This window comes from Flavobacterium nitratireducens (assembly GCF_029625335.1).
Lineage (GTDB): Bacteria > Bacteroidota > Bacteroidia > Flavobacteriales > Flavobacteriaceae > Flavobacterium > Flavobacterium nitratireducens.
On record NZ_CP121111.1, the window covers coordinates 1347542 to 1373686 of the forward strand.

The following is a 26145-nucleotide window of genomic DNA, read 5'->3' on the forward strand; positions in this document are numbered from 1 at the left end:
TAAAAAATGTATTGTATCTAATTTAAATTAGAAACTATGCTTATTAAAAATTTTAAACACTTTATTTTCATTTTTATCGATAATATACTTGCCCCCATTACAATTATAAACAACATATTATAAATATCTACTTTAAATGAAATTCTTGAAACACCATATTTAAATTTAAACAAATGCAATAAAGATTCAAATTCTGTCTTTTCCGCTGTGAAGGATAATTGCCTTCTAGTATCAAATAATGAGTGTATCGTATATATAACCCATCTATTCATTTCTTGATATGAGCGGATAAAAAAATCCTTACCAGCTTTATTTAATTTTAAAACCTCCTCTCTTAGATTGTGATTTATCAATACATATTGTTTAAACTTTTCTATATCTATTAGTTTTTGAGTTAAGGAATTTCCTTCGTTTGATATCCTATAATGATACCCTCTTTCAAAAGAAACCGAAAATTTACTTACAAACCGAATATATTCGAGCGTAAAAATATGATCTTCGCCCAACGAAAAATTCTCATCAAACCTCACATTATGTCCATCAACAATATCCTTTCTAAACAACTTGAAACAAGGTGAATTAAATAAATTATTTTTCTCAGAATACATAAAAAATTCCAAAAAGTTTTCAAATTTTGAAACAAATCCTGAACCGCTAACAATTTGTTCATCGGCATTTTTTACATATCCCTGTATAACAAAATCTTCTTCCCATGAAAATAAAACAATAAAGTTTTGCAGGTAATCTACATCTAACCAATCATCTGCATCTATAAAACATAACCATTCACCTCTTGCTTCCTTAATTCCTAAATTCCTTGCAGAACTTACTCCACGATTTTCTTTATGAAAAACTTTTATTCTACTATCCTTTATCGCATATTCATCGCATATTTCTCCTGATCTATCAGGAGAACCATCATTTACAAGAATTAGCTCAAAATTATCATAACTCTGCATTAATATACTTTCCAAACACTCTATAAGATATTTTTCAACCTTATAGACTGGTACTATAATAGATATTTTAGGATAATTACAAATCATACATTGACTAAATACTCATCAAAAACAATAAAATTATTTTTTGATTCTTCAATAATTAAAGAACTTACTTTATGCGAACTATTTTTCATATCATTAAAACATTCCAAAGCATCAATATTCTTTAAATTAGAAAATTCAGAAAAAACACCTTGATAACCTATATCATCAAGTACATTTGTCATTTTATTACTATATGTAATTGGAAAAAGGTTCTGTCCTAATAACAAACTTAAGATCATAGAATGAAAACGAACACAAAACATCGACTCCACTTTAGCATATTGAATTAAAAATTTATCAACATCTCCATCATAATTTACAACATTAATCCTATTTCTTAAGTTTAGCGACACTAAAGAGATAACTTTCGATATTACATTTTCATCCCCTTCTGCTTTACAAAAAGAAAATAAGTAAACATCTTCTCCATTTTGCAAAGCGATTTCTATCACTTGACTCACAAATTTTAAATAATCCATTTCGTATTGAGATAATTCTTCTCTTTCTGAAATATCAATTAGAGAAAACCCAATACTTTTTTTCGTTTTTTCAACTTTAGGCAAACCCAACTGAAAAACAACATCTGGACAAACCCTAACATTAGATAAATCTTTAAAAAGATTTTTTGAATAAAGTTCCCTAAAGCAAATATCTGTATAACCTTTAAAAACTTCCATATAGTAATCCTTATATGAATCTGTTAAATATGGTCCAAAATTAGCTCCGATTATAAATTTTGGTTTATTATCAAATACTTTCGTTATCAGCTTGTTCACATGATCTGTTTCTCCCATTTCACTATCATACTGCATAAACAATGATCCACCTATATAAACATACCCATCTGATAGTTCATATTCATTCTGATAAAATTTTTCTAAATCATTTAATATTATGTTACCCTTAGCTTTCAATGAGAAAAAACCAATTAACTTTAGAGCAACTCTGCTCAATAAATTAAAACTTGGCATTTTAGTAATCACAACGTTTTTATATTTCTTAAAATTACTCCTATATGCAATAGGAGCAATTATTCTAAACGTTATTTCCGGATAACGTTCTATTATGATTTTTAAAAAAAGATCATCTCCTAAATTACAATTTGTGTATGCTTTAACTAAAACTGTTTTCATATTTACATTTTAACCGATAGTTTTTTCACTCTTGCTTTAGCAAATGATAAAACAAAATTTCTTTCATTATCACTCAACCCAACAGCAAATATTGAGACCAAATTAAGGACTGTTAACCCCAAAGACTTCAAACAAAAGTCGACATATGGATTTAGTGTATAAACAGTAATAAATTGACTTGCCGTAAATGTTATTAAAGTAATCACAAAAATCTTCTTCATTACTTTATGTATAAATTCGTAAATATTTAAATCTAATAAATACTTCAAAAACAATACTCGTCCTATCAATGAAATCGCATTTACACCTATAATAACATAAAAAATTATTTTGGGATCATAATAGATTCTTAAGAGAAGATAGGAAATAGGTAAACATAGAAATATAAAACTACCTAGAACCATTTGATACCACTTTATATTTCCTGTAGCTTGAGCTCCAATCATCAATGGGCCAGAAATACAATCAATTAAAACACCCACTAAACACATAACAACAAAAGATGATGTGTAATTTGGAGGTGTTTTAAGCCAAAGCCCTAATACAAAATCAATGTTATAAATAATTGGAGACACTATTAAAAACATTAAAAAATAAGAAAATTTTGAACTTTGAAAAATAAGTTTTAATGATTGTTCTTTGTTACCTGCAGAATAGTGTTTTATAATTTGAGGATTAACTGCCATTTGAAAATTAGTCACAAAAACCTGTACCGCCGATTGCACCTGCATACTTATACCATATGCAGCATTGACAACTGTCCCAAAAAAAATATTTAATAAAATATTTGATCCCTGTCCTCTGGCAACTGCAGCTAAATTTCCAAAAAGACTCCATCCCGAAAAAGACAATAATTTTTTATACAATTCTTTTTCATAGTAAAATTGATATTTACTTTCCTCAAAATTTACTTTGCAATAAATTTTATGAACTGACCTTGTGATAAAAGATAATAAAAATAACAATACTGCATAAAATATTAATTTATCATAATCAAAAACTACAAGTAGGTAAACTACTAATAGCTTTAAAACAACCTCAGCTATACTCATATAAGCATAAATGCTCATTTTCTCCCTCGCCACGATTAAAGCATCATAAGGTACTTGAATTATCCCCAACAGGAAAGTGAAAACAGAAAATTGATATACCCAATTGACTGCATTCATCCTATGAAGTGGTAAATTCAATCGATAATTAACAAACCACAACCCTACAGTTTCAGCCAATAAAAAAATTAGCAGAGCAATCACTATATGAATATTTAATGTCGCATTAAAGGTCTTTTTCAATTGCACTAAATCATTCTTCCCTATATCAAAAGCTAAAAAACGATTTGTGGCTGAAGTCATAGCACTGTTAAAAAAACTAAACATAGTAACTATACCTCCAACAATACTATAGGTACCATAATCTTCAACCCCTAATGTATTTAAAATCACTCTAGATGTATAAAGAGTTACCGCCATAGTCACAAGCATCCTTATATAAAGGAATGCTGTATTTTTTGCTATAGTTTTATTAGCAGACATACAAACTTAAATTAACAATTCAATTATTTACAATTAATTCCAGATAAGAATACAAGATATTCTAAACCAATCATTTCTACTTTTATCTGCATAACTTTATATATTTATTGCTTCTAAATTTGTAATGTATTCCACTATTCTCTTACAAGCTTTTCCATCCCCATAAGGATTATGTAATCCGCTCATCGTTTTATATCTCGTTTCATTAGACAACAAATCATTTGCCTCCGAAACGATTTTATTTTTATCGGTTCCCACCAAAATAACAGTACCTGCTTCAACTGCTTCAGGACGTTCAGTTGTATCACGCATCACCAATACGGGCTTGCCCAAACTCGGAGCTTCTTCCTGGACTCCTCCCGAATCAGTTATGATCAGATAGGACTGATTCATCAACCAAACAAAGGCAGGATAAGCCAAAGGCTCTATTAAACAAATGTTATTAATTCCGGATAATATCTCATAAACAGGCTTCTGAACATTTGGATTAAAATGCACAGGATAAATAATCTGCACATCAGAATTTGTCTCTGCTACCTCCCTCAATGCTTCACAAATATTGATGAATCCCTGACCATGATTTTCCCTGCGGTGACCGGTAACCAAGATTAACTTTTTTCCAGAATCTATTATCGTTTTCAGTTTATTGATTTCCTCATTATCGATGTTCATCACTTTATCAGAGCTTTCAAAAAGCGCGTCAATAACTGTATTCCCTGTAATCAGTATATTTTCATTTTTCACACCCTCAGTTATAAGATTGTCTTCCGAAGTTACTGTTGGAGCAAAATGATAATCAGCTATACGACCGGTTACCTGTCGGTTTATTTCTTCAGGAAAAGGGGAACGTTTGTTGTGGGTACGCAAACCTGCTTCCACATGACAAACTTTAGCCCCTGAATAAAATGCAGCAATTCCGGCCGCCATAGTAGTGGTTGTATCTCCATGCACATAGACATAATCCGGCTGAAAATCATCCAAAACTGTTTTCATTTCAGTGATAATATCGGCTGTCAGCGTATAAAGATTCTGATTAGGCTTCATTAAATCCAAATCATAATCGGGTGTAATTTCAAAAAACTCTAATACCTGATCCAACATCTCTCTATGTTGAGCTGTCACACAAACTTTAGTTTCAAATTCAGAACTTTTTTTAAATTCTTTTACTAGTGGAGCCATTTTTATAGCTTCCGGCCTTGTTCCAAATACTATCAAATTCTTTTTCTTCATCCTATAAAGTACTTTTGATCATTACCCTAACAACTCAGGGTTAGTTTCTTCCAGTTCGTTATACAAATCCTTCACATCCTGCGAGTATTCCTTTTGCAGTACCAGATTGGCATTTTCAGTAGCTACCAAAATCGTATTTTTCATCCCTATAAATGCCGTATAATTTTGCACCCCTATCACCATATTGCCATTTTCATCCACCCGATGTCCTTTTGACAATAAATAATCATACACCGATTCAAAAGAACCTAAATCAGACCATAAGAATTGGGAAGGCACCACCTTTATTTTTTTACTTCGTTCCATTACCGCATAATCTACACTAATCGAAGGAATATCCAATGACAACTCTAAGTCTAATTTCCCATGATCATTATGTTCCCAGGCTATTTTAGCTTTTTTATATACCTTAGGTTTAAAATGCTTCAATTCTTCTAACAAAACTCCTGCCTTAAAACAGAACATCCCACTGTTCCATAAAAAATTTTTCTTAGCAATAAAACTCTTTGCCGTTTCTAAATTGGGTTTTTCTCTAAAAGAAACCACATTTTCCCCTTTGTATTCAATATAACCATAACCGGTTTCCGGTTTGGTAGGATGTATTCCAAAAGTAACTATATAGCCGTTAGCTGCTTTCTCAATAGCTTCAGTAACGGCCAGATCATACAGCTCTTTCTTTTCTATGATATGATCCATAGGTGTTACGATAAGAATGTCTTCTGGGTCTGCGGCAAAAGCAGCAAATGCAATCGCAGCAGCCGTATTGCGCGGTGTAGACTCCACAATATCCAAATAAGGAATATTCATCTTGTCTAAAATGACCTTACTTAATTGGCAATTATCGACATTCCCTACAACAATTACTTTATCTGCAATTTCTCTGTTTCTTTCAACGGTTAACTCAAATAAAGATTTACCATCAAAAATTTCTAAATATTGTTTGGGACGACTTTTACGTGACAAAGGCCACAAACGACTTCCTATACCTCCAGTTAGGATAACATGTATAATGTTTTGTTTTTTATTCATCTCAGTTATGGGTTATGGGTTGTGGGTTGTGGGTTAGAATGTTAACAATAATCAAAGTCTACCGTCAACTGCTGTACCCAAAACACCTTTTACATCATAAATAATACTATTATCATATTGGTGATTTGATAAATTCATTCTTAGAAATTCTGCGTGTGCTACTCCTAAAACTATTGCATCATATTTAATCTCGTTAGTCAATTGTGTTTGGCTAATCAATCCATATTCTTTCATCACTTCTTCAGGATTTGCGAGCGGATCATATACTGTAACACTTATGCCATACTCTTTCAAAGCCTTTATTACGTCAATTATTTTAGTATTTCGCACATCTGGACAATTCTCTTTAAACGTAATTCCTAACATTAACAATGAGGCACCATTAACGGAAATTCCTTTTTTAATCATCAATTTGACCACTTGAGCAGCGACATATTCCCCCATACTGTCATTCAATCGTCTGCCTGCTAAAATAATTTCTGGATGGTATCCTAATTCCTGTGCTTTTTGTGCCAAATAATAGGGATCAACCCCTATACAATGCCCTCCTACTAAACCCGGTTTAAAAGGAAGAAAATTCCATTTTGTTCCGGCTGCTTCTAATACCGCTTGCGTATCAATATTCATTAAACTAAAAATTTTAGCTAATTCATTTACGAAAGCAATATTGATATCTCTTTGTGAATTTTCAATGACTTTTGCCGCTTCGGCCACTTTGATGGAAGGTGCCAGATGGGTTCCAGCGGTAATAACCGATTGATAAAGATCATCTACTTTTTGACCTATTCCTGGTGTAGAGCCTGAAGTTACTTTTAAAATTTTATCAACGGTATGCAGTTTATCTCCAGGATTAATTCTTTCAGGGGAATAACCCGCAAAAAAGTCAACATTAAATTGTAAGCCCGAAATGCGTTCTAAAACTGGCACACATTCCTCCTCAGTTACTCCTGGATAAACGGTCGATTCATAAATAACAATATCTCCTTTTTTCAAAACCTTTGCAACAGTCTCACTAGCCTTATACAAAGGGGTTAAATCAGGACGATTATTCTTATCTACGGGTGTAGGAACAGTCACAATATAGTAGTTACAACCAGCTATGTCTTCTAATTGATTGCTGCAGTATAATCCCTTTTTATTTTTAATTTCATCTTTAGAAACTAAAACCGATTGTAATAGTGACGCACTGACCTCAAGCGTACTGTCTATTCCTGAACTCAATTCTTCAATTCTATTTTGGTTGATATCAAAACCAACAACTGCATATTTTTCAGCGAATAGTCGAGCCAATGGCAAACCCACATAACCAAGACCGATAACTCCTATTTTTGAATTTAAATTCATGAATTAAACTATTAATTTCTACAGCTAACTTAAGTTTAGCCCAACGCTTCGCGGTTCCAACCCACATAAAATGGACTGAAAACCGTATTTTTTATATTAGCAAATATAACGACAATAAGTCAGATATCTAATCAATTAATTCCCACATTTAGTGGACAGCACCCACCAAGAAAGTTAAAAACCTAATTACCAAACCTATAAACACTAAGCGTTTCTAAAAAATTACAAAAATATCACCAAATTTAGTGACAAAAAAATACTTATAATTTAAAGTAAAACACTTCATATTTTAAAAAAAACCAACAAAAACTAGCTGTCCAAGAATAATTCAGAGTGTACTTATAATAAATTTGGCTACATGCTTTGACTAGTGTATCTTTACAGAATAATTCGGAGAGTATCTGGAAGTACTCGAGGTCTTACAATAATTCTTTTGCTCAAAGAAAATGGTGTTCTAGCCCGCTTTTTTTGGGCTTTTTTTATTGGAAAAATTGCCAATCCTTTAAGAATTCAAAACAGCCTATCAATCTCAAGCTTTATTAATACTAACAATGGGATACTGATTTTAGTCACTTACATCTTGGCTTTCTCAGTTCAAACGTAGAGCCTCCTGTTCGATCGTAGGACTCTTTATAGGACAAAAACAAAATATCCATCGATATAATTCATACTATTTCCAATTGGTACGGACGAGGTATTGCTTCCATCAGGACGAAGCAAAAAAATCATCAGGACGAAATTTTTATATTATCCTGACAAAAAACATTGCAAAAAATACAATTGGCAAAAAAAAGACCCCGAGCACTGGAATACTCGAGGTCTTACAATAATCAGCTGCTCTGATTAAAGGGTTCTAGCCCGCTTTTCTAAATGTCAGATCATTTAACATTGATCGTAGTTTTTTCCCAGGACGGAAAAGAATTCGGCTCTTTTTAATGGCAGTAGAAGAAACTTCCGTTTCTGTTTCTTTGCCTTCTGAGCTAATTCCTACCTGAAAGTTCCCAAGTCGGCCCAAGTTAACAATTCGCCCCTGTGACAATTCGCCAATAATATTGTACTCCAGGGAGAGTAGAACAGCATAACAATCAGAAGCCGTAACAGTACATTGGTACGAAATCAGTTCTGCTAGTCTGTCAAAATCAACAGTTCCGTCTGCTAATGCAGCGGCATAAAATTTTTCAGGTGCATTGATGTCCTGAGGGTTCTTTCTTGGAAGAACCTGATACTTAATCGCCATTGTAACATGGTATTAAATTAATTAAAAAAATTTTGTCTTAGTATACCTATTAAAAGCACCTAACTGACACTTTCAAAGATACATAAGTCTTCTGATAATAAATAAGTAAGTTATTGACAAAAAAAAAACTTTTATATACAATAAATAAATTAAAAACAAGTATAACGTATTCATTTACAGTTATTTATTTTTTTAAATAGTATTTTATCACAAAAAATAATGTTTATAATTATTTTTCTCGTTTACCAATTTCCACCAGCTCCAGCTGAAAAATCAAGTTGAATTTTAAAAAAATTATAAAATATTGGACATTTTCACTATAAACGCCCACCTAAATTTTATATTGTATTGAAGATATTAAGCAATAGTATTACATTTGTATTGACTCTCACACAGCCATAATCCCGCTTAAGAGGAAAACTGTCAAGTAGAATTATTTATTAAAAAGGGAATAAATAATACGGAACGCTGTAGTAGATCTTCAAGAAATATTGGTATTCCGCTAAAGATGATAACTAGCGCATTAGATATTCACTTATTTTAGTTTCATCTTTAAAACACATCCTAACGACTCCAAAACAAGCACATAATTAGTTTTATTTACCTCCTGAACGATGGCTTCCTGAGACTTAAAAGGACCTGATTCCAAAACTATTTTATCTCCTACCTGAAGTGGAGCAACTGAAATTTCATATTGATTGGGAGTCGAAAGCCATTTTTTTATTGTATTAATTTCTTGATCACGCACAATAGCAGCTTTTCCTAACCAAAATAGATATCGCACAACACCTGATGACTGAAAAACAAGATTTCTATCTTCTTCTTCCAAACGAACAAAAACATAGGAATTAAACAAGGGAACTTCTACTTTTTTCTTCCTATCCGACCATTGACGAATCTGAACCATCAAGGGGCAATAACATTCTATCCCCCTTTGAGTTAATTGCTCAGCTACTTTCTTTTCCCACTTCGGTTTTGTATACACTACATACCAATTCATTTCATTAGGCTTTAAATAACACAGAGGTTCTATTATTAAATTTTTTTTTTCAACTAATCAGTTTTAAACAAAATTGAATCTTGCTTATATTTTATTTCTCTATGTAAACCTTGAAATCTCCCTGCATCAATTTAGTTGAAATTCAACATACAACTGAAAGTTTTCCCACCGTCAGTTCGAGTTGAATATCAATTTGCGACAGAAAATTGATTTGAAGTATCGAGAACCATTTTAAGCACTAAAGACTTCTCGATACATTTTGGCTTAATCACAACCCTACCTTAATTCAAATAAGTCAAGCCAAAACACTCGAAGTGACGAAACAATCCAACATCTATCTCCCCCGTCAGTTCGAGTTAAAAACCAAAATACAACTGAAAATTCACCAGCCGTCAGTTCGAGTGATTTTTAAAGCAAAAAAATCATGTTTTATTAAAGAACACTCCGCTTTAAAAATAGTATCGAGAACCATTTTAAGCACTAACGACTTCTCAATATATTTTGGTTTAATCACAACCCTACCTTAATTCAAATAAGTCAAGCCAAAACACTCGTAGTGACGAAACAATCCAACATCTATCTCCCCCGTCAGTTCGAGTTAAAAACCAAAATACAACTGAAAATTCACCAGCCGTCAGTTCGAGTGATTTTTAAAGCAAAAAAATCATGTTTTATTAAAGAACACTCCGCTTTAAAAATAGTATCGAGAACCATTTTAAGCACTAACGACTTCTCAATACATTTTGGTTTAATCACAACCCTACCTTAATTCAAATAAGTCAAGCCAAAACACTCGAAGTGACGAAACAATCCAACATCTATCTCCCCCGTCAGTTCGAGTTAAAAACCAAAATACAACTGAAAATTCACCAGCCGTCAGTTCGAGTGATTTTTAAAGCAAAAAAATCATGTTTTATTAAAGAACACTCCGCTTTAAAAATAGTATCGAGAACCATTTTAAGCACTAACGACTTCTCAATACATTTTGGCTTAATCACAACCCTACCTTAATTCAAATAAGTCAAGCCAAAACACTCGAAGTGACGAAACAATCCAACATCTATCTCCCCCGTCAGTTCGAGTTAAAAACCAAAATACAACTGAAAATTCACCAGCCGTCAGTTCGAGTGATTTTTAAAGCAAAAAAATCATGTTTTATTAAAGAACACTCCGCTTTAAAAATAGTATCGAGAACCATTTTAAGCACTAAAGACTTCTCGATACATTTTGGTTTAATCACAACCCTACCTTAATTCAAATAAGTCAAGCCAAAACACTCGAAGTGACGAAACAATCCAACATCTATCTCCCCCGTCAGTTCGAGTTAAAAACCAAAATACAACTGAAAATTCACCAGCCGTCAGTTCGAGTGATTTTTAAAGCAAAAAAATCATGTTTTATTAAAGAACACTCCGCTTTAAAAATAGTATCGAGAACCATTTTAAGCACTAACGACTTCTCAATACATTTTGGTTTAATCACAACCCTACCTTAATTCAAATAAGTCAAGCCAAAACACTCGAAGTGACGATTTAAACATCAAACTTCTTCTTTGCTAAATTCACAAGGGATTCAAAGTCATCATTAATCAAGGCTTCTTTCTTAGCTTTTGACCATTTTTTAATCTGTTTTTCTTTTTCTATTGCTAAATTAATATTTGTAAATTCACAATAGAAAACCAATTCAAGAGGTCTTCTTGAAAAAGTGTAACATTCTGGATAGAACCCAGAATTATGTTTAATAATCCTATCTGACAAATTACTCGTTACTCCTGTATAATATGTCCCATCTGAACATTTTAAAATATACACATAAGACAATTTCATATACCCCATTTTTAAAATTGAACTAACTCTATTATTCAAGCTTTAAACCAACATACAACTGAAAGTTTTCCCGCCGTCAGTTCGAGTTGAATATCAATTTGCGACAGAAAATTGATTTGAAGTATCGAGAACCATTTTAAGCACTAAAGACTTCTCGATACATTTTGGCTTAATCACAACCCTACCTTAATTCAAATAAGTCAAGCCAAAACACTCGAAGTGACGAAACAATCCAACATCTATCTCCCCCGTCAGTTCGAGTTAAAAACCAAAATACAACTGAAAATTCACCAGCCGTCAGTTCGAGTGATTTTTAAAGCAAAAAAATCATGTTTTATTAAAGAACACTCCGCTTTAAAAATAGTATCGAGAACCATTTTAAGCACTAACGACTTCTCAATACATTTTGGCTTAATCACAACCCTACCTTAATTCAAATAAGTCAAGCCAAAACACTCGAAGTGACGAAACAATCCAACATCTATCTCCCCCGTCAGTTCGAGTGATTTTTAAAGCAAAAAAATCATGTTTTATTAAAGAACACTCCGCTTTAAAAATAGTATCGAGAACCATTTTAAGCACTAACGACTTCTCAATACATTTTGGTTTAATCACAACCCTACCTTAATTCAAATAAGTCAAGCCAAAACACTCGAAGTGACGAAACAATCCAACATCTATCTCCCCCGTCAGTTCGAGTTAAAAACCAAAATACAACTGAAAATTCACCAGCCGTCAGTTCGAGTGATTTTTAAAGCAAAAAAATCATGTTTTATTAAAGAACACTCCGCTTTAAAAATAGTATCGAGAACCATTTTAAGCACTAACGACTTCTCAATACATTTTGGTTTAATCACAACCCTACCTTAATTCAAATCCATCAAGCCAAAACACTCGAAGTGACGAAAAGTCACCGTTAATTCGAATCATTTTTTTTACACGAATCCAATATAAAATAACATCACAACTCAACGTCAGTTCAAGTGAATTTTCAGAAAACGCGAACAGCTTTTTCTGAAAATTTGTATCGAGAACCAATCACATCCGATTCATCAAGACCAATTCACGACCCAATCGCCTGATATACAAAACCTATACGTTCTAATTCATTTCGATTTAAAATATTTCTGCCATCAAAAACAAAAGCTGGTTTTTGCATGTCATCATAAATTTTTTGCCAATCATAGTTCACAAATTCATCCCATTCTGTAAGAATTGCAATAGCATGCGCATTTTTACAGGCTTCATAAGGATTTTCATAAGACAAAATACTTTCTGAATTTTCATCAGCAGATCTTGTTTGTAAATAATCCAAGTCAGCCAAGACTTTTTTTCTTGAAACCTTAGGGTCGTAAACAGCAATTGCTGCATTTTCGCTAATCAAATCATCAGCTACATAAATCGCTGCCGATTCTCTGGTATCATTAGTATCTTTTTTGAAAGCCCAGCCTAAAAAAGTAATCTTTTTACCAGAAACAGTATTATAAAGTGTTTTTACAATTTTATCAGAAAATCGTCTTTTTTGATGGTCATTCATTATAATAACTTGTTCCCAATAATCAGCTACTTCATTTAAACCATACGATTTAGCGATATACACCAAATTCAAAATATCTTTTTGAAAACATGAACCACCAAAACCTACTGAAGCTTTTAAAAATTTAGGCCCAATTCGGCTATCCATTCCTATGGCTCTCGCCACTTCGTTCACATCGGCACCTGTTTTTTCGCACAGTTCTGATAGGGCATTTATAGAAGAAATTCGTTGCGCCAAAAAAGCATTAGCAGTCAATTTTGACAATTCAGACGACCAAACATTGGTTGTTAAAATCTTCTCTACGCCCACCCAATTCGAATACACATCTACCAAGGCCTGAATGGCTTTTTGCCCCTCTTCATTAGTATCTCCCCCAATTAATATTCGATCAGGAAACAACAAATCCTGAACAGCTGTACCTTCTGCTAAAAATTCAGGATTAGAAAGTATTTGAAACTTCACTCCATTTCCAGTATTATCTAAAATACTTTTTATCGCCTCGGCAGTTCGCACCGGCAAAGTCGATTTTTCAACTACAATTTTATCCGACTTAGCTACCTTGGCAATCTGTCGGGCACATAATTCAATGTATTTTAAATCGGCCGCCATGCCTTTTCCTTTACCATAGGTTTTGGTAGGTGTATTTACCGAAATAAAAATCATCTCTGCTTCATCGATAGCTTTATCCACCTCGGTAGAAAAAAACAAATTACGACCTCTGGCCTCTTTTACAATTTCCGAAAGTCCGGGTTCGTAAATTGGAATATTATTCACATCCGCATCATTCCAGGCTGCAATTCTTTCGATATTCAAATCCACTACAGTCACTTGAATATGTGGGCATTTCTGAGCAATAATTGCCATGGTAGGTCCACCTACATAGCCTGCACCAATGCAACAAATTTTTGTAATTTTCATTTATTTTGTAATATGTTATGTGTTTTGGGTTATTGGTAAAACTATAATCTAAATAAATAACTTCTACCTTCTAACTTCTAATTTCTAACTTCTAATTTCTAACTTCTTTCTTTATTTCAAATTATTCCAGTACCAATCAACTGCTATTTTTAATCCTTCTTGTAAAGAGTATTTTGGATTATAACCTAATAATTCTTTTGCTTTATCAATACTAGCTAAAGAATGTGGAATATCTCCTAATCGATTAGGACCATGTATCACAGTAACATTAGCAATTGCTGGATCATAAACCTTTAAATAGTATTTTAAATAAGCCACCAAATCATTTAATGTATTTCTATCTCCAAAGGCGGTATTGTAAACGGTATTCACAGCAGTTATATTATCAGTAGCCATTGCTAATTCATTCATTTGAATAACATTATCAATATAGGTAAAATCACGTGAGTAATTTCCATCACCATTTATAGTTATGCTTTCATGTTTCATTAATTGCATAACAAATTTTGGAATTACCGCTGCATAAGCCCCATTTGGATCTTGTTTTTGACCAAAAACATTAAAATAACGCAATCCAATGGTTTCTATTCCGTAGGTTTTACTAAAAATTTCCGCGTACAATTCGTTCACATATTTTGTAATTGCATAGGGTGAAAGCGGTTTTCCTATCACCTCTTCTACCTTTGGCAAGCCAACTGAATCTCCATAAGTTGAAGAACTAGCTGCATATACAAATCGCTTTACTTGGGCTTCTGTTGCTGCTTGGAGCATATTTAAAAAACCAGAAACATTGACGTCATTAGTAGTAATTGGATCTTTAATCGAACGAGGCACTGAACCTAAGGCTGCTTGATGCAACACATAATCAACTCCTTGAAGAGCTTTTTGACAATCTTCATAATTTCTAATATCTCCTTCAATCAAAGTAAAATTAGAATTAGAGAAACAATCTTTTAAATTATGTCGGTGACCTGTAGCAAAATTATCTAAACAGATTACTCGATTCCCTCTGGATAAAAAATATTCACAAAGATTAGAACCAATGAAACCTGCTCCTCCCGTAATTAAAATGGTATAATTTGTTATTTCTCTCATCTTTATATTTAAAATTCACAACTAAGACCTTGTTTAAAAGGCATCAAAAACATCCGTTCGAGTCGAGAACCATTCTGACAACAAAACTTCTCGATACATTTTGGCTTATTCAAGAACCTTTTTTAGTCCAACTCTTTCAAGCCAAAACACTCGAAGTGACGACACAACGATTACACGAACGCCTCCAATCGTCAGTTCGATGTCTAATTTTTATTCTTTTAAAAAAAACTAATATAAAATAACGTTGATACTTTGTCAATCAAATTATGTTTTTTTAGTTGTCCTTAGCTTTCGCAGTCGAGTGTCAAATGTTTGAAGAATGCGTAAAAAGAAAAGCTGTTTGAGTCCCGACACTTCGGGACGAGTTCTTTTCTTTTAGCATTCGAAAACTAATTTGACCGACGAGGAAGCGTAAGACTTGATTTTTTTGTTTCTTTTTTGATCAAGCAAAAAAGAAAATTCCTTTCCACAAAATTCTATTCCCCTACGCTTTTCTAATCTTCTTCATTATTTTATCCAAAATCCCTCTTGGCTTCTCCTCTTCATGATATCCATTAGAATATTCTCCATAACCATAGCCATATCCGTATCCATAAGACGAGCCATATTTAGCTTTATTTTCAAAACCATTCAAAATAATACTTACGTTATGCATCTCTCCTCGTTTGACTCTATTATTCAACAACGGAATCATTTCTTTTTTGGTAATATTTTGTCTAATAATGTACAATGTTACATCTGCATATTGACCTAATTCTAAAGAATCGGAAACCAAACCTACCGGTGGTGTATCCAAAATAATATAATCGTACTCTTTTTTCAATTCGGCTATAAAATCAATCATAGATTCCCCCATAATTAATTCGGAAGGATTGGGCGGAACTGGTCCTGAAAGAATTACATCAAGGAAAGGTATCTGGGTATGATTTACAATTTCTTTCAAACTTTTTTGTTTTATCAAATAATTCACAACACCCACATCATTACGAAGATTAAATTCTTCAAATAATTTTGGCTTTCGCAAATCTAGACCCACAATTACTGTTTTCTTTTCGCTTAAAGCAAAAACAGTAGCAATATTTATTGAACAAAACGTTTTGCCCTCTCCACTTATTGAAGAAGTAATCATTAAGGTTTTACCGCCTTCAACCTTTTGTTTTTTGTACAAAAACTGCAATGAAGAACGTATCGCTCGGAAAGATTCAGACATCGCTGATTTCGGTTTTTCAAAAACAGCTAACTCGCCTTTTTCCTTATAAACACCTACTACACCTAACAAAGGTATTTTAGTTCGCCCCGTCACATCCTCAGCTTTTTGAATAGAATTATTAATCAAAAAGAGAATAAATATAAATACTAATGGAATTGTAATACCTACAAAAACCGCCAAAACATAATTAACAGATGTCTTAGGCCCAATCAAACCGCCACCCACATCTTTTGCAGGGTCAATAAAATGAATATCAGATAAATTAGCGGCTTTAACAATATCTGCTTCGCTTCTTTTTTGGAGAAATGTACTGTAAATATTATCGCTTAAATCATACTTCCTCTTTATTTTAATCAACTCTTGTTGGTCATCAGGCAATTGCCTGATACTTCCCTCGGCTTGATTAATTTTACTATTTACCAACCCTAAATCAAATTGCAAAGACGATTTTGCCGAAGCTATATTTTCCAACAAAACATTTTTAATAGCTTCCATCTGACTATCAAACTCCCTGAAAATTTTATCGCTTTTTACTGCATAAGCCATTTCAGAACGTTCTGTAGAAAGTGCTATCAACTTTGAAACATTAGCCACAACATTAGGATCATCTATTCCGGCCACCGATGGAGCAGGTAACTTTGAATAATCTACACTGTTTTTTAAATAGGCTTTTAATGAATTGTAATACGAAATCTTTCTAGCTATGGCATCTTTTTCAACATCATATTGCGAGATTTTTTCCGAAAATTTAGCACCTCCGTCTTCTAAATTAACAACATCTTTTCCTTTTTTAAAAGACTTTAATTCATCTCCAGCGGTTTTCAATTGTGATTCCATTGCTACTAGGGTACTATCAATAAAATTAATCGTATTGGTAGCAAATTGATTCTTACTATCTAACTGCCTTTTGATAAGCATATTTACTGTGGCATTAAGATACTCAACTAACCTTGCTTTATTAGTACCTTGCAAACGTAGTGTAAGAAGTGAAGCTCCTTTTTCATCCAATCGTACTCCAACTCCTTTGTATCGGGAAACAGTTCCATTAAAATCATTAAAACGAACAAAATATTCTTTGCCTTTGTAAAATCCTGGATTTTCGCTTATGTACAATTTCCAATGTAAAAAAGGCAAAGAAACCTCTTCACCAACTTTATATTTCCTAATAAAATCCCCAATTACAACATTTGTTGAACCATAGGAATTATCCGCATATTTAATTAATGAAACGGAATTCGTTGTAAAGGGTATTTTGATTTGATATTCGTTTTCTGTTAAAAAAGTAATACTGATTAAATTCCCTGCCAACTGTCCTTTATTTTTATCAATACTTACTTGAAAAGGCACAGCTCCATAGGCATCAACCATATTGTACTTTTCTTGTTGCAAATAGTCTATGTAAAACTGCAATTTATCAACCACTAATTCGTTATGCGAACGCGATTGTAAAGTGGTAGAAATAGTTTGCATTTGATCAGATACGCCACCCCAATTAAAAGTCAAACTGGTATTTGAAGTAAACAATGGATTTCTTTCTTCCTTAACCGAAATAAGGGTCTCCATCTCATAAATTTTTTCCTTACGAATATTTACTTGATAGGCAATAGTTAAGGCAATGGTTAAGCTCAATAAAAACCATTTCCAATAGCTTAGAATTTTAAACAACAAGCCTTTAAAATCAAAACTTACATGATTTTCAAATATGGAAAAGTCTTTTATATCTAACATTTTTCGAAATGTATTTTTATCGCTTCAATAATAATAAAACCGTTGTACCCAGCGATAACAATGAAAATATAGTTCCTAGTGATTCTATACCCGTTTTTCCTGTTCCCCAAGTTTTTTGTTTCAGAGGTTTTACGTAAATATAATCGTTAGGTTGCAAATAATAATAAGGTGAATTGACAACATTTCTGTCTGTCAAGTCAATATCATGCATTTCATTACCTGTAGGTGTTTTTCTAATTATAGTAACCGCTTTTCTATTTCCCAAAAGAGTAATGTCACCTGAATTAGCAATTGCTTCCAAAACGTTAACATGCTCTTGAAACAAAGTTTTTGTTCCTGAACTTCCAACTTCGCCAAGAATAGTATACCGAAAACCTGCCAATTTAACGAGTACAAAAATATTGGCCTCTTTTTTAAAATATTCTGCCAATAATTGTTTTTCAATACGTTGTCTTACTTCATCAAGGGTGTACCCAATAACATTCAATTCTCCTAAAACAGGAATTCGGATATTACCATGATCGTCTACTGTAAAACCACTAAAATACAAGGCCGATTCTGACTTAGCAGCACCTCCTTCAGTAGTTGTATTAAACATTTCTACTAATTTGGCATCATTTGCCTTAATATTGATACTTAAAACATCATTGATTTGTAAGCGATAAGGTTTAGCTTGAACTGCCGATATAGAAGTTTCAGTAGCAGTTTCATTTTTATTTTGCAAATAAACCAAGTCACGTGTTGAAATACAAGAAGTAAACAACACACTACAACTTAGCAATAAACCCAATAGATATTTACCCATTTTTCTATTTTAGATAACAAATATAGCTTTTCATTTTGATAATAAAAGCATTGTTCATTAACCAATTAATTATTTTTAATTGCCTTTTCAAATGGCAAACGTTGCAAAATACTTCTGCCAAGCGTTACTTCATCTGCATATTCCAATTCGTCCCCTACGGCAATTCCTCTGGCAATTGTTGAAATCAAAATACCAGAATCGGCTATTTGCTTATAAATATAAAAATTAGTAGTATCGCCTTCCATAGTAGAACTCAACGCAAATATAACTTCAGTTAATTTTCCAGTTTTCACTTTTTCGACTAATGTTGCAATTTTTAACTGACTAGGCCCAACTCCGTCAATAGGTGAAATTTTCCCTCCCAGAACATGATACACGCCTTTAAATTGAGCCGTATTTTCAATAGCCATCACATCACGAATATCTTCAACCACACATACTATTTGATGGTTCCTATTTGGATTGCTACAAATTTCACAAATAGCAGTATCCGAAATATTATGACAACTTTCACAAAACTTAATTTCTTCACGCATAGCCACTAGCGCTTGTGTTAAAAATGAAGTTTGTTCTTTGGGCTGTTTTAACAAATGCAAAACCAATCGCAAGGCTGTTCTCTTACCAATTCCAGGCAATTGCGAAATCTCATTTACTGCTTTTTCTAATAATTTTGAAGAAAATTCCATAGTTGCAAATGTAACAATTTGTTTATTGAAATAATGAATAAATCCAACCAGCCTTCGAAAATTATATTCTGTTTCAATTCAAATGACTAGCCTATAAATTGTTGCCTTAAAAATCGTATTTTGGCAATACTAAAATTATCAAAATGACTCCGGCTGCAATTCTTTCTCTTATGGTTATTTACTTTGCAATTTTATTTGCAATTGCCTATTTCACAAGTAAAAACAATAACGGAAATGAAGCGTTCTTTTCGGCTAATAAAAATGCTAAATGGTATTTGGTTGCTTTTGGAATGATTGGAACTGCTTTATCTGGAGTCACCTTCATTTCTGTTCCAGGTGAAGTAGGATCACCTAATGGAGAACAATTCAAATATTTTCAATTTGTCATAGGCAATGCAATAGGCTTTATCTTAGTGGCAAAAGTTCTACTTCCACTGTATTATCGGATGAATTTGACATCAATTTACACTTACATCGAAAATCGATTAGGCTACTACTCCTACAAAACAGCGGCAACTATTTTCTTAATTAGTAGAACCATTGGCTCATCGTTCAGATTGTATTTGGTTGTTATTGTTCTACAACGCTTTGTATTCGATTTTTATCAAATACCTTTTACCGTTACAGTACTTATTACTTTAGCTTTAATATTCTCTTATACGTATCGTGGAGGACTAAAAACAATAATCATAACCGATACTTTACAAACTTTCTTTTTAGTAAGCGCAGTAGTCTTGACTATTTATTTTATTTGCCAAAGCTTAAATCTAAGTTTTATTGAAGCATTCGAAACGATAAAAAAGAGTCAATATTCTCAAATTTTCTTTTTTAATGATTTCCTAAATTCTAGATTTCATTTTATCAAACAAATTCTCGGTGGAATTTTTGTAACCATTGCTATGGTAGGACTTGACCAAGATTTGATGCAAAAAAACCTGAGTTGTGCTACCATTGGTGAAGCCCAAAAAAACATGTTTACTTTCACTGGAATTTTCGTAATTATCAATCTATTCTTTTTAAGTGTTGGTGCTTTACTTTATATCTATGCCAACAAAAATGGCATTGAAATTCCAAAAGATTTAATCACCGGTAAACCAAGAACCGATTTATTATTTCCCGAAATTGCCTTTCATCACCTAAGCTTCATTCCTTCCCTAGTGTCCTTATTGGGTATTACGGCAGCCACTTTTGCCACAACAGATTCTGCTTTAACAGCATTAACCACTTCGTTTTGCGTTGATTTTTTAGATATGAAAAAAAAGAAAAGTTCAAATAATGAAGTGCTTATAAAAACCCGACACTTAATTCATCTAGGCTTTTCGTTTTTAATGTTTATCACTATTCTTATTTTTAACACTATCAATGATAGCTCAGTTGTAGGCATGATTTTCAGAGTTGCTTCATATACCTACGGACCACTTTTAGGATTGTATTGCTTTGGGTTATTTTGGAAATCAAAAACTGTTAAAGATAAGTTTGTACCCTTTGTATGCCTAACCTCACCCGTAATGAGTTACTTTATAAGCGAAAACTCTACGAATTTATTTGGTTATACTTTCGACAACGAACTCATCATCGTAAACGGTTTACTCACCCTACTAGGATTAGTATTAATTTCCAAAAACACGACTAGATCTGTAAATTATTAAACTAAAAAAGTTATTTCTTCAGAAAATGACTTTTGTAATTATCTCTAAAACTGATTCGTAGACAATAAAACTAAAGTACACGCAACTTCAAATTGTATATCATTTAATTTCAATAATTGATAAAATTCAGGATTCTCAGTTCCAGGATTAAAAACCACCCTTCTGGGTTGTGATTCAATAATATAATTGTAATATTCTCGCTGATTTATTGGATTTAAATACAAACTAACGGTATCGATATTTTTTAAAGGAATTGCTTTTTTATGAATTTTAACCCCAGCAACTTCTCCAACATCATGACCTATAGCGATTACCGAATGTCCCTTTTGAACTAATGACTTTATAGCCATATTTGAATAACGTTGGGGTTTTATGGAGGCTCCAAGAACCAATGTTTTTTTATTTTTCATCTTTTATTTATAATCAAATAGTACCATTACCATTTGAATTCGAGTTCCTATTACAAGTTAGTATTCAAAAAAATCTCTGCCATCATACAACGAGCACTTCCTCCTCCACAAGTTTCAATAGTATGTAAATCTGCATTTAAAATTGTTCCGTATTTCTCTAATTGCTTTTTTTGATTTGCATTTAAAGACTCTAAAGCCGCATTACTCATCACGATAAATCTTTTATCATCGGCACTTGAAACTTCTAATAAATTCCCCGCAAACTCATTCACTTGTTTCTCATTAATTAAAATAATTTCCTTACCATCTGCACGAAGATTATCCAAAACCATTTTACGTTCTTTTTTATCATCAATCATATCTGCACAAATAACAGCAAAGTGTTCACCAATACTCATCATCACATTGGTGTGATATACTAATTCCTTCTTACCATCAACAGTGTGATAAGCTTCAAATATTACCGGAGCACAATCAAAATCTTCACAAAATTCTATAAAAAGCTCTTCATTAGCTCTTGGCGACAATGCACAATACGCTTTGGCATTAGCTCTGTCCAAAATCATACTTCCTGTTCCTTCCAGAAACATATTTTCTTCTTCTGCCGAAGTAAAATCAACAATATTTTCGATTACAAAACCTTTCTGCTCTAGAATATCTAAAACATCCTCACGACGTTCGGCTCTTCGATTTTCTGCAAACATTGGATACAAAACCACATCACCGTTTTCATGAAAGGACACCCAATTATTTGGAAAAATACTGTCCGGTGTATCCGTTTCCAAAAGATCATCAACAACCACAACATTTACACCAACAGCTCGAAGTTTCTCAACAAATGCATCAAATTCCTGTTGGGCTTTAGCATTTAGTGCAGAAGGAAGCATTTCTCTTAACTCCTTTTGAAAATGATTATTCACTATGGTTTGCTCATTCATTCGGAATGCTACAGGACGGATCATTAAAATCGAATTGGCAACTTGTTTCATTTTATATTTTTATTTTAAGGAATTAATCTCTAATTAATGGCAAAGTGGAGCAACGCAACAATCCTTCCTGCTTAGCGATTTCCGAATACGGAATCTCTTCTACCACAAAACCATGAGATCGCAACCATTGATTTAATCTTTTAAACTTTCTTTCCGAAACAACAACATTAGTATCAATCGAAAAAACATTAGAATTCATATTATACATCTCCTGTCTTTTTATATGAAATAAATTTTCTTTACCAAATAAATCAACAAGGTATCTATAATCCGCTTCTTCGCGAAATCCTCTTTTATAGATTATTCCTTTATCTTTTCCAACTGACTGAAAACAACAATCCAAATGCAAAGCATTATCACGAGCCTCCATTTTTGACTTTATCAAATCAAATTCTTTGACTATTTTATTTGGAAACAAATCCTTTATGAACTGTACCCCTACCATATTCGTTCGGGCAGTAATATAATCTTTATAATCACTCCCTTTATAAGTTCCAATAAAAATATGATCATTCCAAAGCATCACATCTCCCCCTTCAATATGTACTTCTTCTGGAGGACGAACCACTTTACTTGGATCAATAGCGTCAATTATATATTGAATTGCGTCCAATTCACCCTCTCTATCCGGTAAAATATTTGATTTTATAAATATATCATTTATTACAAAACCAATATCTCTTGTGAAAATTTGATTGTAATTTTCAATCAATCTCGGTCTATAGACCTTCACATCGTACTTTAAAAGTACTTTTTCAAAAGCATCCATTTCGGCAACCATATCTTCTTCAATGGGATAGGTTCCTGCTAAAATATGTTCTAAAGATTTAGGATCATAGGCTTCTTCAACCGTTGGTGTTGGACCATTACTATTAGCTATCCCTAATACTACTGCCCTTAATCTAGAAGTTTCATTATTTATTTTTAAAGATATCATTTGCTGCATTTATATACATACAAAGATAAAAAAAGCTTCACGGTTAGGTGAAGCTTCTCTGATTTATCATCTTTATTATTCAGGTCTTTTGAATTCTCTCAACGGAGAACCAGTGTAAATTTGTCTTGGTCTACCAATTGGCTCTTTATTTTCACGCATTTCTTTCCATTGCGCAATCCAACCAGGCAATCTTCCAATTGCAAACATTACTGTAAACATATCAGTTGGAATACCTAAAGCTCTATATATAATTCCAGAATAGAAATCTACGTTAGGATAAAGATTTCTTGCTTTGAAATACTCATCTTCTAAAGCAGCTGCTTCTAATCTTTTTGCGATATCTAAAATAGGATCATCAACACCTAAAGTTGCTAAAACTTCATTAGCTGCTTTTTTGATAATCTTAGCACGTGGATCGAAATTTTTGTAAACTCTATGTCCGAATCCCATTAATCTAAAAGGATCGTTTTTATCTTTAGCTTTCGCTAAATACTTCTCTGTATCACCACCATTTTGATGAATTTCTTCTAACATTTCTAATACCGCTTGGTTAGCTCCTCCATGTAAAGGTCCCCACAAAGCAGAAACACCAGCAGAAATAGAAGCGAATAAACCAGCATGAGATGAACCAACCATTCTTACTGTAGAAGTAGAACAGTTTTGTTCGTGATCAGCGTGTAAAATAAATAATTTATCAAGTGCCTCAGTAACAACTGGGCTTAATTTGTAAGGCTCAGTAGGCAACTCAAACATTAAACGCATAAAGTTCTCCACATATCCTTTTGTATTATCATAATAATTCAATGGATACCCCATACTTTTTCTGTAAGTCCATGTTGCAATTACCAAGAATTTACCCATTGTTTTACAAACAGCTTGGTATAAATCTTTTTCATTATCAACATTAACTGATTTTGGGTTGAAAGCTGTCAAAGCACTCGTTAAAGCAGCTAAAACCCCCATTGGATGAGCTGTTCTTGGAAAGCCATCAATGATTCCTTTCATCTCTTCGTTTACTAAAGAGTGTTTTCTGATATCATTTTCAAATTGTTCTAATTGTGCAGCCGTAGGTAGTTCTCCAAAAATTAAAAGATAAGATACTTCTAAAAAATTAGCTTTATCAGCTAACTCTTCAATTGCATATCCTCGGTAACGTAAAATTCCTAATTCGCCATCTAAGAATGTAATTCCACTAGTGCAAGAACCTGAATTTTTATAACCTGGATCAATGGTGATTGCCCCTGTTAAATCTCTTAATTTGTTAATATTGATAGCTTCTTCGTTTTCGCTCCCTACAAAAATAGGAAACTCATACTTCTTTCCATCAATTTCTAATATTGCTGTTTTTGACATAATAATTTGAAATAAATCTTTACACTTAATAATTTACCAAATCTAAGGATAATAACGGTAATTAAAAAGAGAAAAAACTAAGGATATTGTTAAATTTAAAAAAAGCCATTCATAAAATGAATGGCTTTGCATATAATTAAGTTTAAAACTTATTTTACTTTGAACGCTTTTTTTCCAGGGAAATAAGCAGTAGCTCCTAATTCTTCTTCAATTCTAATCAATTGATTGTATTTAGCCATACGATCTGAACGAGAAGCAGAACCTGTTTTAATTTGACCGCAGTTTAAAGCTACAGCTAAATCAGCAATAGTATTATCTTCAGTCTCTCCTGAACGGTGAGACATTACAGAAGTATAACCTGCATTCTTAGCCATATTTACAGCTGCGATAGTTTCAGTCAAAGTTCCAATTTGGTTAACTTTAATAAGGATTGAATTAGCGATACCTTTTTCAATTCCTGTAGATAAACGCTCAACATTAGTAACAAATAAATCATCACCTACTAATTGAACTTTATCTCCAATTTTTTCAGTTAATAATTTCCAACCTTCCCAGTCGTTTTCATCCATACCGTCTTCAATAGAGATAATTGGGTATTTAGAAACTAATTCTGCTAAATATTCTGCTTGTTCAGCTGAAGTTCTTACTTTTCCAGTTTCACCTTCAAATTTAGAATAGTCATATTTACCATCAATGTAGAATTCTGCAGAAGCACAATCTAATGCAATCATAATTTCGTCACCGAAAGAATAACCCGCTTTTTCAACTGCTAATTTGATAGTATCCAATGCATCCTCAGTACCACCAGCTAAGTTAGGAGCAAAACCTCCTTCATCACCTACTGCAGTAGAAAGACCTCTATCATGTAACACTTTTTTCAAGTTATGAAAAATCTCTGTTCCCATTTGCATAGAATGAGAAAAAGAAGTTGCTTTAACTGGGAAAATCATAAACTCTTGGAATGCGATAGGTGCATCAGAGTGAGAACCTCCGTTGATGATATTCATCATTGGAACTGGAAGAGTATTTGCAGAAACACCACCTACATATCGGTATAAAGGCATACTTAACTCATTAGCAGCAGCTTTAGCTACAGCTAAAGAAACACCTAAAATAGCATTAGCTCCTAATTTAGATTTGTTAGGAGTACCATCTAAATCTATCATCATTTGATCGATAAGATTTTGCTCAAAAACAGAAGTTCCTACAAGAGCTTCAGCAATTACAGTATTAACATTGTTCACTGCGTTTAAAACTCCTTTTCCTAAAAAAGCTTTTCCTCCATCACGTAATTCAACAGCTTCATGTTCTCCAGTTGATGCACCAGATGGAACTGCTGCTCTACCTAAAACACCATTGTCTGTAATTACATCCACTTCTACCGTAGGATTACCTCTTGAATCAAGAATTTGTCTTGCATGAATTTTGATAATAATACTCATATTACTTTA

20 protein-coding genes are annotated in these 26145 nt (G+C 32.8%); 1 reads left to right on the top strand and 19 read right to left on the bottom strand.

What is annotated here, in order from left to right:
• Nucleotides 1-17: 17 nt before the first annotated feature.
• The 14 genes from P5P90_RS06400 to recR all read right to left on the bottom strand — a co-directional run bounded on the left by P5P90_RS06400 (nt 18) and on the right by recR (nt 19356).
• Entirely contained in the window at nt 18-1046 is a 1029-nt protein-coding gene (locus tag P5P90_RS06400) for a glycosyltransferase family 2 protein (RefSeq protein ID WP_278036335.1), read from the bottom strand.
• The gene (locus P5P90_RS06405; protein WP_278036336.1) at nt 1043-2179 is read right to left on the bottom strand and encodes a polysaccharide pyruvyl transferase family protein; all 1137 of its coding nucleotides are present in this window, start codon (nt 2177-2179) and stop codon (nt 1043-1045) included. Before P5P90_RS06405 ends, P5P90_RS06400 begins: the two co-directional genes overlap by 4 nt.
• A 2-nt stretch (nt 2180-2181) precedes the next feature.
• Entirely contained in the window at nt 2182-3711 is a 1530-nt protein-coding gene (locus tag P5P90_RS06410) for a lipopolysaccharide biosynthesis protein (RefSeq protein WP_278036337.1), read from the bottom strand.
• Between the two features lie 96 nt (nt 3712-3807).
• Nucleotides 3808-4941 (bottom strand): non-hydrolyzing UDP-N-acetylglucosamine 2-epimerase, encoded by a 1134-nt coding sequence (wecB, locus tag P5P90_RS06415; protein ID WP_278036338.1) that lies wholly within the window; start codon nt 4939-4941, stop codon nt 3808-3810.
• A gap of 21 nt (nt 4942-4962) precedes the next feature.
• Complete coding sequence (locus tag P5P90_RS06420; protein ID WP_278036339.1) at nt 4963-5970, bottom strand: mannose-1-phosphate guanylyltransferase; 1008 nt, start codon at nt 5968-5970, stop codon at nt 4963-4965.
• Between the two features lie 51 nt (nt 5971-6021).
• Nucleotides 6022-7314 carry a nucleotide sugar dehydrogenase gene (locus P5P90_RS06425; RefSeq protein ID WP_278036340.1) on the bottom strand — a complete coding sequence of 431 codons (1293 nt, stop codon included), beginning with the start codon at nt 7312-7314 and terminating at the stop codon, nt 6022-6024.
• A gap of 853 nt (nt 7315-8167) precedes the next feature.
• Nucleotides 8168-8551, bottom strand: coding sequence for an HU family DNA-binding protein (locus P5P90_RS06430; protein ID WP_278036341.1), 384 nt, complete (start codon nt 8549-8551; stop codon nt 8168-8170).
• 535 nt (nt 8552-9086) lie between these two features.
• Nucleotides 9087-9551, bottom strand: a complete 465-nt coding sequence (locus P5P90_RS06435) for a UpxY family transcription antiterminator (RefSeq protein WP_278036342.1) — start codon at nt 9549-9551, stop codon at nt 9087-9089.
• A gap of 1532 nt (nt 9552-11083) precedes the next feature.
• Nucleotides 11084-11377 carry a GIY-YIG nuclease family protein gene (locus P5P90_RS06440; RefSeq protein ID WP_278036487.1) on the bottom strand — a complete coding sequence of 98 codons (294 nt, stop codon included), beginning with the start codon at nt 11375-11377 and terminating at the stop codon, nt 11084-11086.
• A gap of 1063 nt (nt 11378-12440) precedes the next feature.
• Entirely contained in the window at nt 12441-13832 is a 1392-nt protein-coding gene (locus P5P90_RS06445) for a UDP-glucose 6-dehydrogenase (RefSeq protein WP_278036343.1), read from the bottom strand.
• Between the two features lie 111 nt (nt 13833-13943).
• The gene (locus P5P90_RS06450; protein ID WP_278036344.1) at nt 13944-14927 is read right to left on the bottom strand and encodes an SDR family oxidoreductase; all 984 of its coding nucleotides are present in this window, start codon (nt 14925-14927) and stop codon (nt 13944-13946) included.
• 484 nt (nt 14928-15411) lie between these two features.
• Complete coding sequence (locus tag P5P90_RS06455) at nt 15412-17865, bottom strand: polysaccharide biosynthesis tyrosine autokinase (protein WP_278036345.1); 2454 nt, start codon at nt 17863-17865, stop codon at nt 15412-15414.
• A 16-nt stretch (nt 17866-17881) separates the two neighbouring features.
• Nucleotides 17882-18670, bottom strand: coding sequence for a polysaccharide biosynthesis/export family protein (locus P5P90_RS06460; RefSeq protein ID WP_278036346.1), 789 nt, complete (start codon nt 18668-18670; stop codon nt 17882-17884).
• A gap of 65 nt (nt 18671-18735) precedes the next feature.
• Nucleotides 18736-19356, bottom strand: coding sequence for a recombination mediator RecR (recR, locus tag P5P90_RS06465; RefSeq protein WP_278036347.1), 621 nt, complete (start codon nt 19354-19356; stop codon nt 18736-18738).
• 143 nt (nt 19357-19499) lie between these two features.
• Between recR and P5P90_RS06470 the strand changes: the two genes are divergently transcribed.
• Nucleotides 19500-21005: a sodium:solute symporter gene (locus tag P5P90_RS06470; protein ID WP_278036348.1), complete on the top strand. Its 1506-nt coding sequence runs from the start codon at nt 19500-19502 to the stop codon at nt 21003-21005.
• 44 nt (nt 21006-21049) lie between these two features.
• Here P5P90_RS06470 and P5P90_RS06475 read toward each other — a convergent pair whose 3' ends face one another.
• From P5P90_RS06475 to eno, 5 genes are all read right to left on the bottom strand, one after another.
• Nucleotides 21050-21415, bottom strand: coding sequence for a CoA-binding protein (locus tag P5P90_RS06475; RefSeq protein WP_278036349.1), 366 nt, complete (start codon nt 21413-21415; stop codon nt 21050-21052).
• A gap of 50 nt (nt 21416-21465) precedes the next feature.
• Complete coding sequence (gene ctlX / locus P5P90_RS06480) at nt 21466-22404, bottom strand: citrulline utilization hydrolase CtlX (RefSeq protein ID WP_278036350.1); 939 nt, start codon at nt 22402-22404, stop codon at nt 21466-21468.
• A gap of 22 nt (nt 22405-22426) precedes the next feature.
• On the bottom strand, nt 22427-23341 hold the full coding sequence (locus tag P5P90_RS06485) for a dimethylarginine dimethylaminohydrolase family protein (protein ID WP_278036351.1): 915 nt from the start codon (nt 23339-23341) through the stop codon (nt 22427-22429).
• Nucleotides 23342-23416: 75 nt separating this feature from the next.
• The gene (locus P5P90_RS06490; RefSeq protein ID WP_278036352.1) at nt 23417-24694 is read right to left on the bottom strand and encodes a citrate synthase; all 1278 of its coding nucleotides are present in this window, start codon (nt 24692-24694) and stop codon (nt 23417-23419) included.
• Between the two features lie 149 nt (nt 24695-24843).
• On the bottom strand, nt 24844-26136 hold the full coding sequence (eno, locus tag P5P90_RS06495; RefSeq protein ID WP_278036353.1) for a phosphopyruvate hydratase: 1293 nt from the start codon (nt 26134-26136) through the stop codon (nt 24844-24846).
• Between the last annotated feature and the right edge of the window lie 9 nt (nt 26137-26145).

Bases quoted from the DNA above. Each gene is read 5' to 3' on its own strand.
- P5P90_RS06450 (WP_278036344.1), bottom strand. From the start codon at position 14,927: ATGAGAGAAATAACAAATTATACCATTTTAATTACGGGAGGAGCAGGT.
- eno (WP_278036353.1), bottom strand. From the start codon at position 26,136: ATGAGTATTATTATCAAAATTCATGCAAGACAAATTCTTGATTCAAGA.
- P5P90_RS06430 (WP_278036341.1), bottom strand. From the start codon at position 8,551: ATGGCGATTAAGTATCAGGTTCTTCCAAGAAAGAACCCTCAGGACATC.
- recR (WP_278036347.1), bottom strand. From the start codon at position 19,356: ATGGAATTTTCTTCAAAATTATTAGAAAAAGCAGTAAATGAGATTTCG.
- P5P90_RS06470 (WP_278036348.1), top strand. From the start codon at position 19,500: ATGACTCCGGCTGCAATTCTTTCTCTTATGGTTATTTACTTTGCAATT.
- P5P90_RS06425 (WP_278036340.1), bottom strand. From the start codon at position 7,314: ATGAATTTAAATTCAAAAATAGGAGTTATCGGTCTTGGTTATGTGGGT.
- P5P90_RS06405 (WP_278036336.1), bottom strand. From the start codon at position 2,179: ATGAAAACAGTTTTAGTTAAAGCATACACAAATTGTAATTTAGGAGAT.
- P5P90_RS06440 (WP_278036487.1), bottom strand. From the start codon at position 11,377: ATGAAATTGTCTTATGTGTATATTTTAAAATGTTCAGATGGGACATAT.
- P5P90_RS06400 (WP_278036335.1), bottom strand. From the start codon at position 1,046: ATGATTTGTAATTATCCTAAAATATCTATTATAGTACCAGTCTATAAG.
- P5P90_RS06485 (WP_278036351.1), bottom strand. From the start codon at position 23,341: ATGATATCTTTAAAAATAAATAATGAAACTTCTAGATTAAGGGCAGTA.
- P5P90_RS06475 (WP_278036349.1), bottom strand. From the start codon at position 21,415: ATGAAAAATAAAAAAACATTGGTTCTTGGAGCCTCCATAAAACCCCAA.
- P5P90_RS06460 (WP_278036346.1), bottom strand. From the start codon at position 18,670: ATGGGTAAATATCTATTGGGTTTATTGCTAAGTTGTAGTGTGTTGTTT.
- P5P90_RS06445 (WP_278036343.1), bottom strand. From the start codon at position 13,832: ATGAAAATTACAAAAATTTGTTGCATTGGTGCAGGCTATGTAGGTGGA.
- wecB (WP_278036338.1), bottom strand. From the start codon at position 4,941: ATGAAGAAAAAGAATTTGATAGTATTTGGAACAAGGCCGGAAGCTATA.
- P5P90_RS06490 (WP_278036352.1), bottom strand. From the start codon at position 24,694: ATGTCAAAAACAGCAATATTAGAAATTGATGGAAAGAAGTATGAGTTT.
- P5P90_RS06420 (WP_278036339.1), bottom strand. From the start codon at position 5,970: ATGAATAAAAAACAAAACATTATACATGTTATCCTAACTGGAGGTATA.
- P5P90_RS06455 (WP_278036345.1), bottom strand. From the start codon at position 17,865: ATGTTAGATATAAAAGACTTTTCCATATTTGAAAATCATGTAAGTTTT.
- ctlX (WP_278036350.1), bottom strand. From the start codon at position 22,404: ATGAAACAAGTTGCCAATTCGATTTTAATGATCCGTCCTGTAGCATTC.
- P5P90_RS06410 (WP_278036337.1), bottom strand. From the start codon at position 3,711: ATGTCTGCTAATAAAACTATAGCAAAAAATACAGCATTCCTTTATATA.
- P5P90_RS06435 (WP_278036342.1), bottom strand. From the start codon at position 9,551: ATGAATTGGTATGTAGTGTATACAAAACCGAAGTGGGAAAAGAAAGTA.